Raw genomic sequence first — 16,614 nt, forward strand, 5'->3', positions numbered from 1 at the left:
CCGATCTGTACAGAGGCGCGTGTCCTGTACATGCGCCTTAATAAGGCGGTTACCGCCCACCTCTTTTAAAACTGACGACCAATAATAACGAACCGACACCCGTTGTCGGTAAACCTATTCTGGGCAGCGCCATCGCTGCACGAGGTAAAGATTATGCCCGTTACCGCATCTCTGGCATCGACACCTTCTTCTGCTGATAATCGTGGCTTGTCCCGCTTTGCATCTCTTTCGGTCAGCCAGCGAATCACTCTGACGCTGGGCCTGATTCTTCTGCTGTTTATGCTGACATCAGCCAGCGCCTACTACAGCTTTAATTCTGTGGGGCGTGATGTGGGAGTCGTCGTAAATAAAGCGTCACCTCGGGTTTATCTCAGTGGCAACCTGCGGGGGAATCTGGCAGAGGCCAAGTATCTGCTGCTTCAGCTTCTTTCCGGGCAGCAGGCGGATAAAGCCACTATTGAGAAACGCCTGAGTGCTCTGGGACAAGAGTTTGAACAGGACTTCGGCCAGCTGAAACAACTGGGCGTACAAGGTGTGGATGATGCGGAACAATTAAGCGCCGAGATTTTCCGGCTCGCGGCTCAAATGGTGCAGGCTCAGGTAACCTATCATCAGGGGCTGGAGCGCGTTGACGCTCAGAGTAGCGACTTCAAATACCTCTCGTCTGAGATGGGCTACACCCTTGAAGATCTGCTGTTCGAAGAGTTCCGTTACGAGTACCTGTCACTGTTAAAGCCGATTCGCGATGATATCGCCTTTATGAACAGTGGCATCCGTGATCTGTTTCAGATGGCAGATTACTCATCTGCTAAGGCGGAAGCTGACGAAGTGGCACGTAAGCTGGAATCGATCGATAAAGCGATTGCCAAAACACCGGCGCTGGATCAGGAGGTTGCAGAAATTCTGAATGAAACCTGGCAACCGTATAAAGCTCAGCTGATCAAGCCGGAGCTTAGCCTGCAGCAGCATCTGGCTGCACTGAAGGCGATGGAAAAGTCAGAGCAGCTTCTCTCCCAAATTGAACAGCTTGTTGCCCAAAGTGAGCAGCAGATCGCTACCTTTGTTGAGACGGCTAAAACTCAGTCGAATACCGCGACTCAAAGCACTCTGGATACTCTGGATCAGGGCAAAAGCATTATTGTCATCGGCGCACTGGCCGCTATGTTGCTGTCTCTGGTGCTTGGCATCCGCCTGATCCGTTATCTGAAGAATGCCCTGGCCCGTCTGGTGGGGGCTATCGGTCAGATCGCAGAGGGCGACCTGACAACCCGTGTCCCTGTTGAGGGTAACGATGAGATCACTCAGGTTGCGGTGAGCACGAACACGCTGGCCCAGCATCTGCACGATCTGGTGGATCAGATCAGTCATACCGTTCAGTCGGTACATGAGGCCGCCCAAATCAGTCAGACCATTGGTGAGCAAACCCTCACCGGAGCGGAACAACAAAGCACGCAAACCAACCGTTTAGCGGCGACCGCAAGCCAAATGGAAGCCAGCGCCCGAGAAGTGGCTGAGCACGCTGAACAGACCCGGCAGAGTGCTCATCAGGCGGAAGAGGTACTGCACGCCAGTCACCATGATCTGGAAGAGAGTCGTCAGGCGATTGCGCATCTGGCGGATCAGGTTCAGGTGTCGATGCAGCAAGTAGCCGATCTTAAAGAGCGCAGCGACGGCATCAGTGATGTGATCGATGTGATTCGCTCTGTGGCCGAGCAGACTAACTTATTGGCGCTTAACGCTGCTATCGAGGCTGCCCGTGCCGGTGAAGCAGGTCGTGGTTTTGCTGTGGTGGCCGATGAGGTACGCTCGCTGGCATCCCGAACACAGGAATCCGTGGGCGAGATCGAAAATATTATTCTGCGCCTGCAGGAAGGGGCTCAGAAAGCAGCCAGCACCCTGTCCGGTTGCAGCGAAGAGGCGACACAGTACAGTCACCAGCTGAATACCAGTCTTGAGGCGCTGCATCAGGTAAGTGATAGCGTACACTCGATGAGTCAGATGAATGCGCAGGTCGCCACAGCTACCGACCAGCAAAGCAGCACCGTGGCGGATATTAGTCACAGCTTGACTGAGATTCATAGCATCACCACTCAGACCACCGATGGGGCAGAGCGTTCGTCCCATCAGAGTGAGCGCCTGCTTACACTGTCGGACAATCTGGCCGCACTGACCGCACGCTTTAAAGTATAGAATTGAGACAAGATCATCATCATAAGGAAAGCCCCACACATGATCACCTTGGGTATTTTGATCACTGATACCGGCCCGGCGTCTTTGCTGGAGCAGCATGGCACCTTTGCCGACCTGTTTGAGCAGCTGCTGAATCGGTCGGATGTGACCTTTAGTTATCGTCATTATTCCGTGATCGATGGTGAGTTTCCGATCCGTCCGGATGAATGTGATGCCTGGCTGATTACCGGTTCTGCGCACGGGGTTTATGATGATCTGCCATGGATGGAGCCCCTGAGGGTTCTGATCCGAACCCTGCACGACGAGAAACGCCCGTTAGTCGGTATCTGCTTTGGTCATCAGATCATCGCTGAAGCCCTTGGCGGACGGGTAGAGAAGTTTGATGGCGGCTGGAATCTGGGTATCAAACAGTATCAGGTCACCGAGCAGCTGCCATGCTTTTCAGCTGGTGATGCTAACAGTGATCAGCCGGTCACCCAGTTTGCCATTAACGCCATCCATCAGGATCAGGTGCTGGATATTCCTAAAGACTGCCGGGTATTTGCCAGCGCGCCACGCTGCGCCAATGCAGGTCTTGTCTGGGGCGATCATATCCTGACGTTTCAGGGACACCCCGAGTTTCATCGCCAGTATGAGAATGATCTGCTGCGGGCCGATCTGGGTGTGGTTTTCCCAGATGACGAACTGCAACCCGCCCTTAACGGCCTTGCGGAAGATGCGCTGGATGATACTCAGGCAGGGCAGTGGATCGCCCGCTTTATTCAGCAGGCGGTAAACCGTTAGGTCGATTCTTTATTGTTACTGTTTCAGACAGCACAAACCGAAAACGCCAGCTTCTGTTTTTAACAGTTAGCTGGCGTTTTAGTTTAAAGCTGGTGACTTGTGAAGATTAACTACCCGCAGCACTCAGCTGAAACGGTGAGCCGCCGGGAATCAGGCGTTTGCCGGTAAGGCCGTTAAACTCGGCCTGTGCTGCCGCCACACAAAACTCATTCAGGGCAGTGTAATACTGAGCCTTGGCGCTGGACAGGCGGCGCAGGTAAATCTCGTACTTACGTTTGGCTTCTTTGCCGGTGCGGCTCATGTTGATCTGTTCGCGCAGGTCTTTAACGTAGGCCAGCAGCTCCTGAACCTCTTCGAAGGCCTTCTCGTTGTCTTTCAGCACCTCTTCGTAGCGGCGATTTTCACTGCGTACCAGATCGCGAATCTCTGCCGAGCGGGTGTTTTTGGGTGCGTCTTTGGTCAGGGAGATCATAATCGCTGGGTACTGATCAGCCTCGATTCCCCGCTTGGATGGAATGCCGATTCGGAAGCGGGCCGGGTTGAGAATATCCTGTGTGAATTTTTCAGCGGTGGTCAGCTGGTAGAGTTCGCCGTGAAAGGCTTCGCGGGTTTCGATCTTGTTGTGCAGTAGTTGTTGGTGCAGTTGCAGGGCTTTTTCAGTCTGTTCGCGAAGGCGGTTGGCTTCGGTTTCCAGTGGGTCCGCGCTTTGAGAATAAAAAGCTGTGGCACTTTCAGCACCTGCCTGAGCGTTATTAGCCAGCATCACCATACCCGTTGCCATCAAAGCGATCAGAAGCAGAGAGCGCAATAGTGAGAACAAAGTCGTCATGGTGTTTTCCTCGTTTTCCAAGTCGGAATCGGACGTTGCGACATCCTGTCTTCGTCGCAGCCGAAAACTGCCGTGCGATTCCTGAGCGTTTTATAAAGAGAATGAATAGAGATTCAATTTAAGCACAGGTGAATAAATCGAATGTTGGGGTTTTGTAAAGACTGTGTAGGGAAGTGCAACCTAAAGAGAAAAGTGTGTATTGAAGTGCTTAAACTCAAGTTAATATCTCCGGATAGCTCTTGGTTGTTTAGGTTTAACAGATATCCTTCCAGAGGTTCAACGCATTAATTTTCAGGCTCCATTGGTTTTTTCAATATATTGAAAAATTAGTCTGTCTGTATCGGTAGCTTATTTTCAATGATGGGTTTCGCCATACGTTCACTAAAGATTTTACGTATCTCTTCGATACGGCGGCGGTTGGTTCCCAGATCTGAGTAGCCTACCCGTGAAGCTGATCGAACGGCAATAACACCAGGTACCTGAAAATAAAATTCAACATCGTCAATAAAGCCCATAAGGGGAGTACGGAAGTCTGCTCTGAGATAATGCGCATGCTCTCGGGTTACGACAATGGCATCCTCACGCTCCGAGAGCAGGGCTTCCATCTGGTCATACGCCAGAGATTGTTCTGCAGTATAAAGAATTGGAGGTACTTTCTGACTTTCCGGAGTATCCGGATGAGAGGCAACGCAGTTGGGCGTATCCGGGCACGGCTTCAGGCGGTTGTTTTCTACGCCCAACTTCGGAATATCGTGCATACAGCCCGTTAAAAAGGCGATAATAGTTCCCAACATAACAGTTTGTCTTATTTGAGGAAAAGAAATCATTCGGGCTTCCTGTCTGATCATCCTGATACAACTGTTTAAAGTAGCAAGTTTTAGGTGGATACCTCAACATCGGATCCGTTTTTTACAGATAATTCCAAGTTTTTTTACAGGCATTTCATGGCGTTAGTTAGATTAGAAAAAGTCAGTATTGCATTTGGTCATCATGCCTTGCTGGATGAAGCCTCTGTGGTGATCAGCAAAGGCGAGAGAATTTGCGTGGTTGGCCGCAATGGTGCAGGCAAGTCTACCATGCTGAAACTGGTTTCCGGTGAACAGACTTTAGACTCCGGTTCTCTTTGGGTTCAGCCAGGGCTGAAAATCGGCCAGTTAGCACAGGATCTGCCGGTAGCCGGTGACGATACCGTATTCGACATCATTGCCGATGGTATTCCCGGTGTTGGTCAGCTGATCCGGGATTATCATCATCTGGTGATGAACATCGTTGGTGATGATGACCTTAAAAAGCTGGAACATCTGCAGCATGAGCTGGAAAGCAAAGATGGCTGGGCGTTGACTCAGCGTGTTGAATCGATCATTTCCCGGCTGAATCTGCCTGCTGACACACCGATGAAGTCTCTGTCCGGTGGCTGGCGTCGCCGGGTTGCTCTGGCGCGGGCTCTGGTGAGCGAGCCGGATCTGCTGCTACTGGATGAGCCGACCAACCATCTGGATATTGAAACCATCGCCTGGCTGGAACAGCAGGTGAGTGAGTTCCGTGGTGCCGTGCTCTTTATCACCCACGACCGGGCATTCCTGCAGAAACTGGCGACCCGAATCGTTGAGCTGGATCGTGGTCAGCTGACGATCTGGGAAGGTAATTATCCCAGCTTCCTTGAGCACAAAGAGCATATGCTTGAAGTCGAGGAGCGTCAGAACGCCGAGTTTGATAAGAAGCTGGCTCAGGAAGAAGCCTGGATTCGTCAGGGGATCAAAGCCCGTCGTACCCGTAACGAAGGTCGGGTTCGTGCCTTGCAGGATCTGCGGAAAGAGCGCTCACAGCGCCGGGAGCGTCAGGGAACCGCCAATATCACGCTGGATAAAGCCGATTCCTCCGGCAAGCTGGTGGCGGAGCTGGAAGATGTGTCCTACAGCTGGGGTAATAAACCTATTATCCGCAACCTGACCACCCGTGTTATCCGGGGGGATCGTATTGGTCTTCTGGGGCGCAATGGTGCCGGTAAAAGTACCCTGCTGAAACTGTTTCTGGGGCAGCTGGAGCCACAAAGCGGCAACCTGAAAATGGGCTCAAAGCTGGAAGTGGCTTACTTTGATCAGTTGCGTGCCCAGCTGGAGCCTGAGAAAAGCGTGATGGATAACGTCGCTGCAGGTCAGACCAGTATTACGATCGGTGGTCGTGATAAGCATGTGATGAGCTATCTGCAGGATTTCCTGTTCAGCCCGGGGCGTGCCCGTACGCCGGTGAAAGCTTTATCCGGTGGTGAGTGTAACCGTCTGCTTCTGGCGAAGCTGTTCACCAAACCCGCAAATATGCTGGTACTGGATGAGCCGACCAACGACCTGGACGTGGAAACCCTAGAGCTGCTGGAAGAACTGATCGCTAACTTTGACGGCACCGTTTTTCTGGTCAGCCACGACCGTGCCTTTATGGATAACGTGGTCACCAGTGTCTTCGCTTTTGAAGGTGATGGTCTGGTTAAAGAGTATGTGGGTGGCTACAGCGACTGGGTGCGTCAGGGCGGCAAATTCCCACCTGAGTCAGCCGGTGGTGACGGGAATGACAGTGATACGCTGAAAACCGAGGCTACGGCCGAAGCTCCTGCAAAAGCTGAGCCTGCGAAGCCCGCTGAAAAACCTGCACCGAAAGGTAAGAAGCTGAGTTATAAGCTGCAGCGCGAGCTGGATCAGCTGCCGGGTGTGATTGAGAAACTGGAAGCGGAACTTGAAGAGCTGCACACCATTACCGGTGATGGCGCCTTCTATCAGGGCGATCCGGCCAAGGTAGCTAAAACCCTGGATAAGTTGCAGCACAAAGAGTCTGAGCTGGAAACCGCAATGGATCGTTGGGTCGAGCTGGAAGCGATGAAAGAGGAAGACTAAACGTCTTTTTAGTACGTTACGCTTGCCTCTCAGGCAGGTGGTGACGCTTCTTACACCGCAGGTAAAAAATAACCCGTGATAAGCTATGTTATCGCGGGTTATTTGTTATCGCGGGTTATTTGCTTTCAGGTGTTCAGGTTTGGCTTATCTCAGCCCCGGAACTTATTTCTCTTCCTGAATGCGAACCGCCAGAACGTCACACTTGGCACCGTGCAGAACGCCTGTGGAGGTTGAGCCCAGCAGCAGTGACAGGCCGTGGCGACCATGGCTGCCGACAACAATCAGGTCAACACCCTGTTCTTTTGCCATGCGGTGAATTTCGCTGTCCGGCACACCCACCAGAATGTGTTGCTGTTCCTGAGGGATATTCAGGGGAGCAGCCAGCTCCGCCAGTTTGTCTTTAGCATGCTGTTCCAGTTGTTCCTGAATGGTGGTCAGGTCCATAGGAATATCACCACCATAAGCAAAGCCCAGAGGCTCTAAAGCATGAATCAGGCTGATGTTGGCGTTGTTACGTTCGGCAATAGCCTGACCTTTTTCGATCACCTGTCCGGATTCATCTGTCAGGTCTACCGCGATCAGTACGTGTTTGTATTGACTCATTTTCTATCCCCTTGCTAAAAAATCCTTATCTGACTGTACTTTATCCCTTGTCTATCGATTAGTATAGGCCGCAATTCAATTAACAATCCGATCAGCTACACTGCGTTGGCGTGGGTCATCTTACAATCTTTTCCCCTTGATGCCGTCGTTTTTTAATTGTTCTGATCGACCCTAATTATCGGTTTTTTACCGACCTTATTTCACAGACCCCATTGAGGTGTTTCATGAGTACCTGGCTTATTGTCGTTCTGATTTTTGCGGCTGTTCTCAGTCCTATTGCGTGGATTGTGCCGTCTAAACGGCAGCGTTATCAGATGCACCTGCGTAAGCTGGCGTTGCATGCCGGTATCAAGGTGCGTTTGGAACAGTTTGAACTTTTGGGGACTAAAACTCATGCCACAGCCTATCGCGTGATGCGCGAGGCGGCTGATAAGCAATCAGCGCACCGCTTCCGTTTAGGTCACTGTGCTCGTCTCGATAAAGAAGAGATCCATTACCGGGGCGATGAGTTTATTCCGGGATGGGTATGGTTAGAGCCGGCGTCTCCGGCTTTAAACTCTGAGCAAGAGCAGCGTCTGAAACAGCTCTTGCCCGAGTTACCGCAGGATTCGCTGATTTTTGAAGCAGGAACCGCAGCTCTCACGCTCTGGTGGCGAGAGAATGGGACACCTGAGCAAGTGGAAGCACTGGCTACGCAACTGACAGCGCTGAAGGTCTGAGCGGATTCGTTTATGTCGCAAAAATTGAATGCTGCACTTCAAGAGATGCTGCCTTCGGCACGGGTGAAAGTAATGCCATTGCCGGAGGCAGAACCGTTAAAGCTATGGTTGGTTGATCCGGAACCCGTTGATCGGGCTTTTACACCGGATGAAGTGATTGCCATTCTTGAACATGCTCCTTATTGGGGGTTCTGTTGGGGCAGTGGTCTGGCTTTGGCTCGTTATATTATTCAGAATCCTGAAGCGCTGGCGGGAAAACGGGTTATCGATTTTGGTGCTGGTTCCGGTATTGTCGCGGTGGCAGCCAGCATGGTGGGTGCGGATGTGATCGCCTGTGATATTGACCCTGTCTCCCGACAGGCCTGTGAAGAGAATGCCGTGCTGAATAATGTCTCATATCAGGTTGCGGGTGATCTGCTGGCACTGCCTGAGATGAGTGCTGACCTTCTGATTGCTGCTGACGTCTTATACGACCGGGAAAATCTGCCCTGGCTGGACACTTTTTTTCGCTTTGCCCCTGAAGTGTGGGTAGCGGATTCACGGGTGAAGGATTTCAGTCATCCCCGTTACCAATTGGCGGATACCTTTACAGCGAATACTCTCCCGGAATTAGGAGAACCCTACGAGTTCTCCTCAATCCGTTTTTATCGTTCATTCTGATCCGGTTAGCGAAAGCCTTAGCAGGATAGCTGAGGCAGCTCATATCGGTCATATTCGGTGGCATCACCATTGCAGATCATATCGGCCAGATATTTTCCTGAGCCACACCCCATCGTCCAGCCGAGATTGTGGCCGCTATTGATCCAGAGGTTATCAAACCGGGTTTTTCGGATACAGGGCAGGCCGGAGGGGGTCGCAGGTCTTAACCCTGTCCAGAATCGGGCCTGATCGAACCCCCCTGCTTTTGGAAAAAGGTTTCGGGCATGTTCCAGCACCCGGTCGCAGCGTTTCACATTCAGTTCACGGGAATAGCCCCCCAGTTCACCCGTTCCAGCTACCCGCAATTCATCTCCCAGTCGGCTGAAGACCAACTTATTAGCCTCATCTGTCAGACTGACATTGGGTGCATTGTCCGGATGCTCCAGAGGAACTGAAATAGAGTAACCTTTAATTGGGTAGATATTGGGCCAGATCTTTAAAGGGCGCAGAATTCTTGCCGACCAGGGGCCCATGCAGACAATCACATGGTTAGCCGTCAGATGGCGATTGCCCAGCTCACCATTAACGCGAACATGGATTCGGCGGCCTTCCCGGACCAGTTGCATGATGTGAGTGTTCATGGCGAACTCTACCCCCAAGCTTTTACATATCTCTGTCAGCTGCTGACAGTAGGCTCTGGCGTCACCGGATTCGTCCGTTTCGGTATAGGTCGCACCGACAATTTTTTTATTGCTCAGGCGCAGGGTTGGTTCAATATTAAACGCTTCTTCAGTGGATATGATTCGCCGGTTACAGCCAAAGGCTTGCATCTGTTCAACACTTTTCTGGCTCACTTCAAGAGCTCTGTGGTTGCGATAGAGGTGTAACACTCCCAGACGCTTTTGCTGATAATTCAGCTGATGTTCTTCCTGAACCTGACGGGTTAATTCCTGTGAATAAGCGGACAGACGCATCGCTTCCTGCAGGTTATGACGCCATTGTCCTGGGGTGCACTGTGCCAGCCAACTACCCAGCCAACGCCATTGCTGAACATCAACGCCGGGGCGGAAAAGCAGAGGTGCATCATCTCTTAACAGATCGCGGATAACGGAAAAAGGTGCTGAAGGTTTCGCCCAGGGTTCCGCATGACTAACGGCAATCTGCCCCCCATTGGCGAATGAGGTTTCATTTCCCGGTATGGGCTGACGGTCAACAACAAGAACCTTATGTCCCGCTTTCGCAAGCCAATACGCGGTATTAACTCCGATAACGCCGCTTCCTAATACGATACTGTCATACATAAGGCTTTTCCCTCGCAACGGATAAAATCGAGTCTTTTCACCAGTGTAGACTTTTTTGCCCCGTTAAAGTGAGCGTTTGAATCTAAAGCGTAAGCGGGTAAAAGAAAGGCCGGTTGAGAACCGGCCTGTGGGTAAGGGGATCAGAGCTGTCAGCGAATACGTGCTTAAATCAGCAGGTATTATGCAGAATGTATCGTGGTCTGATTCCTGCCATTTCGCTTAGAGCTATATAGTGCCTGATCTGCCATTTCCAGCCACTGGCTGTACTCAGTCATCTCATCGGTGATTTCACAGACACCCAGGCTGATGGTGAACTGAATACTTTGGGTTTCATAGTCTACCTTGGCGGCTTCAAGTGTAACCCGAAGGCGCTCAGCCATGATAACGGCTTGCTCTGCATTGGTTTCCGGAAGAATGATGCCGAATTCTTCGCCACCGTAACGGCCGGATATGTCGGTTTCCCGCTGCAGTTGCATCAGGGTATTCGCGACCCGTTTGATGACTTCGTCACCCGCCTGATGGCCGTATGTGTCATTCACCTGTTTAAAGTGATCAATATCGAACATCACCAGGGAAGAAGGCGTCTGACTGCGCTTAAAGCGTCGAAATTCCTGATCCAGGCGTTCTTCCCAGTGGCCTCGATTGTTCAGGCCAGTCAGGCGGTCGGTACGGCTTAATCGCGCCAGTTCCTGATTCGCCTTTTCCAGCTCAATTTTGCTGGTTGCGATATCGGTAACGTCATAGATCAGAATAGCCGCATGGGTCACGCTCTTATCCGTCCCCGTCAATGGAATAATGCTGATATTTTGGTACATCTGGTCAGATTTACCGGTTAGCGGGCGGTAACTCTTAAATTTAAATAGATGCGGGCGCTGCTCCCAAGTAGAGTAGGCCCGACTGTCGAGAGTAAATACCGATTCCAGCTTACGGGTCAGCCATTTTTCCGGCAGTTCCGGGAAGAGACTGAAGATATTGCTGCCTCTGGCCTGAGAGGTGCGGACGCCACTGTGGTTTTCCATAAAGCCATTCCACAGCTGAATATCATATCCTTTATCAACAACGACTAAGCCCACATCGACGGTTTGTAGCATCTGCATCAGCCAATGCAGTCGGGACATATCCAGTTCCTGGCCGTTATTCATCATTTCAGATACCCCGCACGTTCCGTCAAAGCTGGTAAAGAATCTTCCGTCAGAACAAGAATCAGGTCGCATTCCACCTGATGATCCGGGATACCGTAGTCGATCTCAATCGCCAGTACTTTCTGATCGATTGCTGGGGTACCCAAAAGCGGTGGCAGGGACTTTTTCTGTCCAAGAACCACAGGGTGGCTGTAGCTGAATTCAATATCCAGCTGCTCGGCAATACCTTTCAGACAGGCGCCAATCAAAATGCCGGACAGGTCCATTAGTACCTCAAGGTCATTATTGCCCGGGGTACCCGAAGGGTTAGGGGTCATTTGGTCGTATTGCATCAGGCGGGTCATATGAGGAAAACTCTCATCGCCCACAACCAGGATGGCTTCACCCGCAATGCCGGAGCCGTTAAAACCCTGAGATACACCAGAGAGTGACAGTGCATCTTTAGAGGCGAGTACATCCTTAAGATCACTGTAGGGTTTGAGATGCACTTTCGGCACGGGCAGATGAATAAAGGTATTGAGCAGCCCGGCAAGAAGGCTGCCTGCCTGCCCCATAGAGACATTGACCACTTCCTGGATCAGATCTGTGAGAGCGATCTCTTCATCGAAGCGGGCAAGTTCCGTTTCTGTTTGGGGAACAGAGCTGCTGATGATGCCGTAGCTGGTTAATATCTCTGTGATCTTTTCGGTTGTCACTGGTTTCTTGATGAAGTCCAGTGCGCCAAGCGCCTTAACGCGTTTATGAGCTTCCGGCTGGATATCTCCGGAAACCACTAATACCATTGTGGGCAGATCCTCATTACGAATGGCTTCCAGAACGGCATAGCCATCCATGACAGGCATGTTCAGGTCGAGAAAGAGGATATCGGCTTTACCGGCTTTGATGGCTTCAATCGCTTCTCCGCCATGGTTAGCGAAGTTGATCTCAACATCCCAGCCGCCCGGAAGGGCGCGGGCCATCTGTTTGCGGGCAAAACTTGAATCATCACATATGACGATGGGGGTAGTCATCAGCGGTATAGATCCTTTAGCTGTTGCGTTAAACCCTCAGGTTTATTTTATAGACCAGCTCATTAGGTTTGGTTGGCTGGTTCTTGTTCTGATTACAAAATGATACATATCTTCGGTATCTAACAATAGATCCTAACAGAAAAAAAATTTCTATGTGAAAATGACATTACAAAATAGCGCTCTTTGTCACAAAGTGTAGACTGTTATGTTTTTCTGTACCCGGAGGATAACCTGCAAGAAAAATAAGGGTATAGTGGTCGTAAACATATTGTTTTTATTCATTTTTTTAGCGCTGGTGCTTTTTATTTTTAGGTCGAACTTAATAATGCGTGATAAATCCATTCTGACCGATGTCGATTCTCTGACGATGTTGCAGCGGGTTCGTTTTTTGTTTGAGAAAATTCGGGGGTACGAATTACTCGGCAGCCGCGATCATCCGGCTGACTTCAATCTGGTTCGGGCAGAATATATCAATACCCGGGTTCGTTTTCTGGCACTGTTATTTTCTGTACTGACACCGCTCTGGATTCCGGTGGACTACTTTATTCTGCCGGAAAGCGACTTTGGCATGATGGTGGTTGCCCGTATTTTGTTCTCGTTGTCACTGTTGGCACTTTGGGTTAAGGCGTCTTACGTTTTTTCATTAAGCCATGCCCGACTTCGGCTACTGGTGCTTATGGTTATGCCGGCACTGTTCCACCTTTCAACCCAATTTATTCTGGGGGAGCACCTAGATGATGAGTATCTGGCCTCATATACATTCCTGCCTTTTCTGATCATTGCGATCCACTGTGTTTTTCCGCTGACTCTCAAAGAGGGTTGTTTACTGGCGTGTTTCACTATTTTTACCCTGTCATTGGATGAAGTGATTCAGCACCGGGTTTTTACATTGACCTCTCTGAACAATCTCTGGCTGCTGGCGGTGATTATGGGGATTGCGATTTGGGCGCAGTTGTCGCAGCTGCATATGCAGCTCAAGTTGTTTGAACAGGCAACAACCGATGCTTTAACCGGACTTCTGACCCGCCGCTCTTTTATGACACAGGCTGAGTCTGAGCTGAGCCGTGCTGAGCGCTATAGTCGTACGCTTTCCATGGCCTTGCTGGATCTGGATTATTTTAAGAGGGTTAACGATAACTTCGGCCATCAGGCCGGGGATAAAGTGCTGATCGCTTTTGCCAGTCAACTGAAAGAGGCTTTGCGGACGACCGATATTATCGGTCGTTACGGTGGTGAGGAGTTTATTATCGTTTTGCCGGAAACATCTGTGGAAGAAGCACGAAAAGTGATTCAGCGGGTACTGGATAATTGTCGGGAAATGGTGATTGTCCACGACAATAAAGAAATACGTTTTACCGTCAGTGCCGGGCTGGGTGAAGTATTAGTTGATGTCCAATCTTCGATTCACTACGTTGATGAAGCCCTTTATAAGGCGAAAGAAGATGGACGGGACCGTATCTCGCTGGCTCCCGGAGAACGTGAACTTCTCACTGAGTAGGGGTATGCATCGTTTGTCAGGCAATCCCTGAAAAAAGGCTGAGGCTGCAGTTATGCAGCCTTTTCACTTTGGAATCTGTTGCAGTTGGCCCCTCAGGCAGACGCTACGTCGGTAAAGCTGACGGTTGGTCACAGGCTGCTTTTGCTGCTTTTCTTGCCCGTTTTTCATGATACATCGCTTTATCGGCCTGAAGTAGTAGCGCATCGGTTGTGGTGGCATCGGCAGGATACGTGGCATAACCGACGCTGGCCTCGAGATGCAGATTCACAACACCAAGATTTGCTCGTTTTTCATTCAGAGCTTCCGCCAGGCGGCGCTTTATCGCAATAACACCGCTGATATCGGTATTGGTCAGAACCAGTACAAACTCATCGCCTCCGAGCCGTATGATGAGGTCCTCGGACTTAACGCCATGTTTAAGGATCGTTGCGAAAAAGACCAACGCCAGATCTCCCGCCTCATGACCATAGGTGTCATTGATCGCTTTAAAGCGGTCCAGGTCGATCAGCATCAGGGTCAGGGGTTGTTCTGTCGTGCGACTTTTCCGGATCAGATTGGGCATCTGGTCATTGAAATAACGGCGGTTGAACAAACCTGTCAGAGCATCGGTGTATGAATGCTCTTTTAGCTGATTGTGATAATCCTCAAGCTCCTGAGCCAGTTGATTAAAGCTTTGTGCCAGCTGAAAAGGCTCTCTCAGCTGGAACTGCTCTGAGTCTATCCGGTTGACGCTCAGGTCATCTTTGACGGCATCTCTGATCTGTCTTGAAAGCTGCCGCATCGGGCGCACAATCCTTAAACGAAGGATAAAGAAAAGGGCGCTGCAGAGCAGAAGCAGGCTTATTATGGTGGTGACGATATAGGTATTAAAGGTTCTTGCCAGGGGCTGTTGCATGGGTTGATCGCTGAATCGCAGGTCGATCACGCCATGCACCGCACCAGAGTAGGAGTTCGTGTGGCACGACAGACAGGCCTCCGTGGCTCGGATCGGGTAAAGATATCGCAGCTGACTGTTCTGTTGGATGATTCGTGTCTGGCCTGCTTTGATTACCTCAGCTAATACGGGGTCGCTGTCTATCAATTGCTGACTGGCGTCGGAAGCACCAAATTGCTCGTCAACAATTTTACTGCGTATCAGAAGCACTTGCTTTTTCTGGGGACTGAGTTCCAGGGAATGGATGAACGAATCCATATCTTCTTTGTTCCAGCCCTGCATCATACCCAGCCAAAGAGCTTTAAAGATGATTTCGGCCTGTTGTTCGGCCTGAGTGGCTGCCAGCTCCTGAATGGTTTGTTTCTTCAGATAGTTTGACATCAGAAAAGTCAAGAAAACGCCAGTCAGGGTCACACTGATAAACGTGTATAAGAGCGTCTTATAGGTCGAAGTCTTATGGTAAGCAGCCGGCAGCTGCAAGCCATCGGGCTGCGTCATAAGGGATTTCCATTTTTTTTGCGGGGGAATTAATTGAGTATAACTTTTACAGGTTAATCAGGAAATTAAATAAATGATAGAAAGAGGCCGATTCGGGACTACGGAGTTTCAATGATGTCGGGGAAGGGTTCAAACTTCTGCTGACACCTTGTCAGCGTCGGTTTAGTCGGGGGTTGGGTCATCTGATGATCTGTTTGAAAAGGGCTGAGCAACATAATAACGGGCGCTTCCGTTCTGTTGGGCAAGACGCATCGCCTGATCGGCTTGGAGCAGCACCTGGTCGGGGCTGATATCACCCGGCTGAATCAGGGTAATTCCGATGGATGCGGTCACCGGATAACGATCTGACAATCCTGCAGCGGGCAGACGGATGCTTTTCAGTAACTGGTCGGCCATCATTTCGGCATCATTCTGATTGTGAATTCCCCGAATCAGTACGGCAAACTCATCACCGCCAATTCGGGCTGCAATGTCATTATCTCGGGTCAGTGCGCAGAGCCTTTTTCCAATCAGCGATAAAAGCTTATCTCCTTTGTCAGAGCCCAGGTTTTCGTTAATCGCACGGAAGTTATCCAGATTGATTACCATCAGGGCTGACAGTGATGGTTTTTCGCCCATGTTCCTTTGAACCTTACCCAGTTCCTGCATAAGCGATTGGCGATTGTGCATCTCAGTCAGAGGATCTTTCGCGGCAAGTTGTTCATTTTGGTTCTGCAGATCCCGTATCTGCTGGCGCAGATATCCCGGCTTTTTCAGTAGGTATAAAGTGATAAGAAAGATACCCAGAGATACGATAGCCAGAAGCGATGACACGATAACGTAATGATGGCGATTGCCTTGCTCTGATAATCCGACCTTTAGCGTCCAGAATCCATTGGGAACCTGAATATCTTGCTGATGCCATCGATCTCCCAGGGGTTTTGCTGACGTTTTGATCGGCTTAATTTTGTCTGAACCCGGCTCTTTATGGGTTAGCTCGTAAGTAAAGCCCTGGCTTTCCAGCTCCTGAAAGCGAGCGGCTTTCAATAACGCTTCCAGGTGGATCATAGCGGAAGCAAATCCCCAAAAAGCCTCCTGACGGCCGTCTTCAATAAAGATGGGCTGGCGGCCAATCACGGCTACTCCCCCCTGAATCAGATTAAAAGGTCCGGCCAGAGTCATTTTTCGGGTACTGATCGCCTTTCGGGCGATATCTCGACGGCGGTCATCTTGCAAAATGTTGTGGCCAATAGCCTGCTCATTACCTGCAAGGGGATAGATATGAGTCACAATACCGTCCGGAGCCAGCTGAATATTACTGACCCCGGGGGTTGTTGACAGAATGACGGGGGCGTAGCGATTGAAGTTTTTTTGGTGTCCGTCATTTAAGCGAAGTTGAACCTCCAGCATTCGGGTTGCCATCAGGGTTGATGCAAGCTGCTGTTCAATCAGCCAGGATTTTTCTGATGCCAGCTCAGTGAGTCTGAGGTCTTCGCTGAGCTCTTTTGTTTTGTAAAAAAGGCTGATACAAAGCTGCCCGATCAGAAAAACACCACAGGCAATAATCAGGGCTTGAAGAAGGGCGCGCCTGTTTTGGGTTTTGG

General features: G+C 50.5%; 14 protein-coding genes. 6 read left to right on the top strand and 8 right to left on the bottom strand.

The genetic code is table 11. From position 1 onward, the window contains the following. Nucleotides 1–153 precede the first annotated feature (153 nt). Together AC4GL5_RS15075 and AC4GL5_RS15080 are read left to right on the top strand one after the other, a co-directional pair. Nucleotides 154–2,190 (top strand): methyl-accepting chemotaxis protein, encoded by a 2,037-nt coding sequence (locus tag AC4GL5_RS15075; protein ID WP_490383623.1) that lies wholly within the window; start codon nucleotides 154–156, stop codon nucleotides 2,188–2,190. Between the two features lie 39 nt (nucleotides 2,191–2,229). Continuing rightward, a complete protein-coding gene (locus tag AC4GL5_RS15080; RefSeq protein ID WP_490383624.1) occupies nucleotides 2,230–2,973 on the top strand; it encodes a type 1 glutamine amidotransferase in 744 nt (247 codons plus the stop codon). Between the two features lie 106 nt (nucleotides 2,974–3,079). Here AC4GL5_RS15080 and AC4GL5_RS15085 read toward each other — a convergent pair whose 3' ends face one another. Both AC4GL5_RS15085 and AC4GL5_RS15090 read right to left on the bottom strand, forming a co-directional pair. Further along, nucleotides 3,080–3,802: a hypothetical protein gene (locus tag AC4GL5_RS15085; protein ID WP_490383625.1), complete on the bottom strand. Its 723-nt coding sequence runs from the start codon at nucleotides 3,800–3,802 to the stop codon at nucleotides 3,080–3,082. 326 nt (nucleotides 3,803–4,128) lie between these two features. Continuing rightward, nucleotides 4,129–4,596, bottom strand: a complete 468-nt coding sequence (locus AC4GL5_RS15090) for a DUF1499 domain-containing protein (RefSeq protein WP_490383626.1) — start codon at nucleotides 4,594–4,596, stop codon at nucleotides 4,129–4,131. Nucleotides 4,597–4,746: 150 nt separating this feature from the next. On the opposite strand from AC4GL5_RS15090, the gene uup reads away from it, so the two are divergent. Next, complete coding sequence (gene uup, locus AC4GL5_RS15095; protein ID WP_490383627.1) at nucleotides 4,747–6,687, top strand: ATP-binding cassette ATPase Uup; 1,941 nt, start codon at nucleotides 4,747–4,749, stop codon at nucleotides 6,685–6,687. 162 nt (nucleotides 6,688–6,849) lie between these two features. Here uup and AC4GL5_RS15100 read toward each other — a convergent pair whose 3' ends face one another. Then, nucleotides 6,850–7,290, bottom strand: a complete 441-nt coding sequence (locus AC4GL5_RS15100) for a universal stress protein (protein ID WP_490383628.1) — start codon at nucleotides 7,288–7,290, stop codon at nucleotides 6,850–6,852. A gap of 224 nt (nucleotides 7,291–7,514) precedes the next feature. Here AC4GL5_RS15100 and AC4GL5_RS15105 point away from each other — a divergent pair, with 224 nt between their 5' ends. Then, nucleotides 7,515–8,009, top strand: a complete 495-nt coding sequence (locus AC4GL5_RS15105; RefSeq protein WP_490383629.1) for a hypothetical protein — start codon at nucleotides 7,515–7,517, stop codon at nucleotides 8,007–8,009. Nucleotides 8,010–8,021: 12 nt separating this feature from the next. Continuing rightward, nucleotides 8,022–8,669, top strand: a complete 648-nt coding sequence (locus tag AC4GL5_RS15110) for a class I SAM-dependent methyltransferase (RefSeq protein WP_490383630.1) — start codon at nucleotides 8,022–8,024, stop codon at nucleotides 8,667–8,669. 17 nt (nucleotides 8,670–8,686) lie between these two features. On the opposite strand, the gene AC4GL5_RS15115 is transcribed toward AC4GL5_RS15110, so the two are convergent. The 3 genes from AC4GL5_RS15115 to AC4GL5_RS15125 form a co-directional block, all read right to left on the bottom strand. Further along, on the bottom strand, nucleotides 8,687–9,949 hold the full coding sequence (locus AC4GL5_RS15115; RefSeq protein WP_490383631.1) for a D-amino acid dehydrogenase: 1,263 nt from the start codon (nucleotides 9,947–9,949) through the stop codon (nucleotides 8,687–8,689). A 179-nt stretch (nucleotides 9,950–10,128) separates the two neighbouring features. Beyond that, complete coding sequence (locus tag AC4GL5_RS15120) at nucleotides 10,129–11,094, bottom strand: GGDEF domain-containing protein (RefSeq protein WP_490383632.1); 966 nt, start codon at nucleotides 11,092–11,094, stop codon at nucleotides 10,129–10,131. Then, nucleotides 11,091–12,101, bottom strand: coding sequence for a response regulator (locus AC4GL5_RS15125; protein ID WP_490383633.1), 1,011 nt, complete (start codon nucleotides 12,099–12,101; stop codon nucleotides 11,091–11,093). The genes AC4GL5_RS15120 and AC4GL5_RS15125 overlap by 4 nt, the downstream gene beginning before the upstream one ends. A gap of 325 nt (nucleotides 12,102–12,426) precedes the next feature. Here AC4GL5_RS15125 and AC4GL5_RS15130 point away from each other — a divergent pair, with 325 nt between their 5' ends. Continuing rightward, on the top strand, nucleotides 12,427–13,599 hold the full coding sequence (locus tag AC4GL5_RS15130) for a GGDEF domain-containing protein (protein WP_490383634.1): 1,173 nt from the start codon (nucleotides 12,427–12,429) through the stop codon (nucleotides 13,597–13,599). Nucleotides 13,600–13,702: 103 nt separating this feature from the next. Here the strand turns inward: AC4GL5_RS15130 and AC4GL5_RS15135 are convergent, their stop codons facing one another. Both AC4GL5_RS15135 and AC4GL5_RS15140 read right to left on the bottom strand, forming a co-directional pair. Next, entirely contained in the window at nucleotides 13,703–15,031 is a 1,329-nt protein-coding gene (locus AC4GL5_RS15135; protein WP_490383635.1) for a diguanylate cyclase, read from the bottom strand. A gap of 162 nt (nucleotides 15,032–15,193) precedes the next feature. Then, nucleotides 15,194–16,614, bottom strand: a 1,421-nt coding sequence (locus AC4GL5_RS15140) for a diguanylate cyclase domain-containing protein (protein WP_490383636.1), incomplete at its 5' end; no start/stop codon positions are given.

The sequence above is a fragment of the Oceanospirillum sp. genome, assembly GCF_982874595.1.

What these genes read in the sequence shown, in the direction of transcription:
- AC4GL5_RS15075 (WP_490383623.1), top strand. Translation starts at nt 154, where the DNA reads ATGCCCGTTACCGCATCTCTGGCATCGACACCTTCTTCTGCTGATAAT.
- AC4GL5_RS15080 (WP_490383624.1), top strand. Translation starts at nt 2,230, where the DNA reads ATGATCACCTTGGGTATTTTGATCACTGATACCGGCCCGGCGTCTTTG.
- AC4GL5_RS15085 (WP_490383625.1), bottom strand. Translation starts at nt 3,802, where the DNA reads ATGACGACTTTGTTCTCACTATTGCGCTCTCTGCTTCTGATCGCTTTG.
- AC4GL5_RS15090 (WP_490383626.1), bottom strand. Translation starts at nt 4,596, where the DNA reads ATGTTGGGAACTATTATCGCCTTTTTAACGGGCTGTATGCACGATATT.
- uup (WP_490383627.1), top strand. Translation starts at nt 4,747, where the DNA reads ATGGCGTTAGTTAGATTAGAAAAAGTCAGTATTGCATTTGGTCATCAT.
- AC4GL5_RS15100 (WP_490383628.1), bottom strand. Translation starts at nt 7,290, where the DNA reads ATGAGTCAATACAAACACGTACTGATCGCGGTAGACCTGACAGATGAA.
- AC4GL5_RS15105 (WP_490383629.1), top strand. Translation starts at nt 7,515, where the DNA reads ATGAGTACCTGGCTTATTGTCGTTCTGATTTTTGCGGCTGTTCTCAGT.
- AC4GL5_RS15110 (WP_490383630.1), top strand. Translation starts at nt 8,022, where the DNA reads ATGTCGCAAAAATTGAATGCTGCACTTCAAGAGATGCTGCCTTCGGCA.
- AC4GL5_RS15115 (WP_490383631.1), bottom strand. Translation starts at nt 9,949, where the DNA reads ATGTATGACAGTATCGTATTAGGAAGCGGCGTTATCGGAGTTAATACC.
- AC4GL5_RS15120 (WP_490383632.1), bottom strand. Translation starts at nt 11,094, where the DNA reads ATGATGAATAACGGCCAGGAACTGGATATGTCCCGACTGCATTGGCTG.
- AC4GL5_RS15125 (WP_490383633.1), bottom strand. Translation starts at nt 12,101, where the DNA reads ATGACTACCCCCATCGTCATATGTGATGATTCAAGTTTTGCCCGCAAA.
- AC4GL5_RS15130 (WP_490383634.1), top strand. Translation starts at nt 12,427, where the DNA reads ATGCGTGATAAATCCATTCTGACCGATGTCGATTCTCTGACGATGTTG.
- AC4GL5_RS15135 (WP_490383635.1), bottom strand. Translation starts at nt 15,031, where the DNA reads ATGACGCAGCCCGATGGCTTGCAGCTGCCGGCTGCTTACCATAAGACT.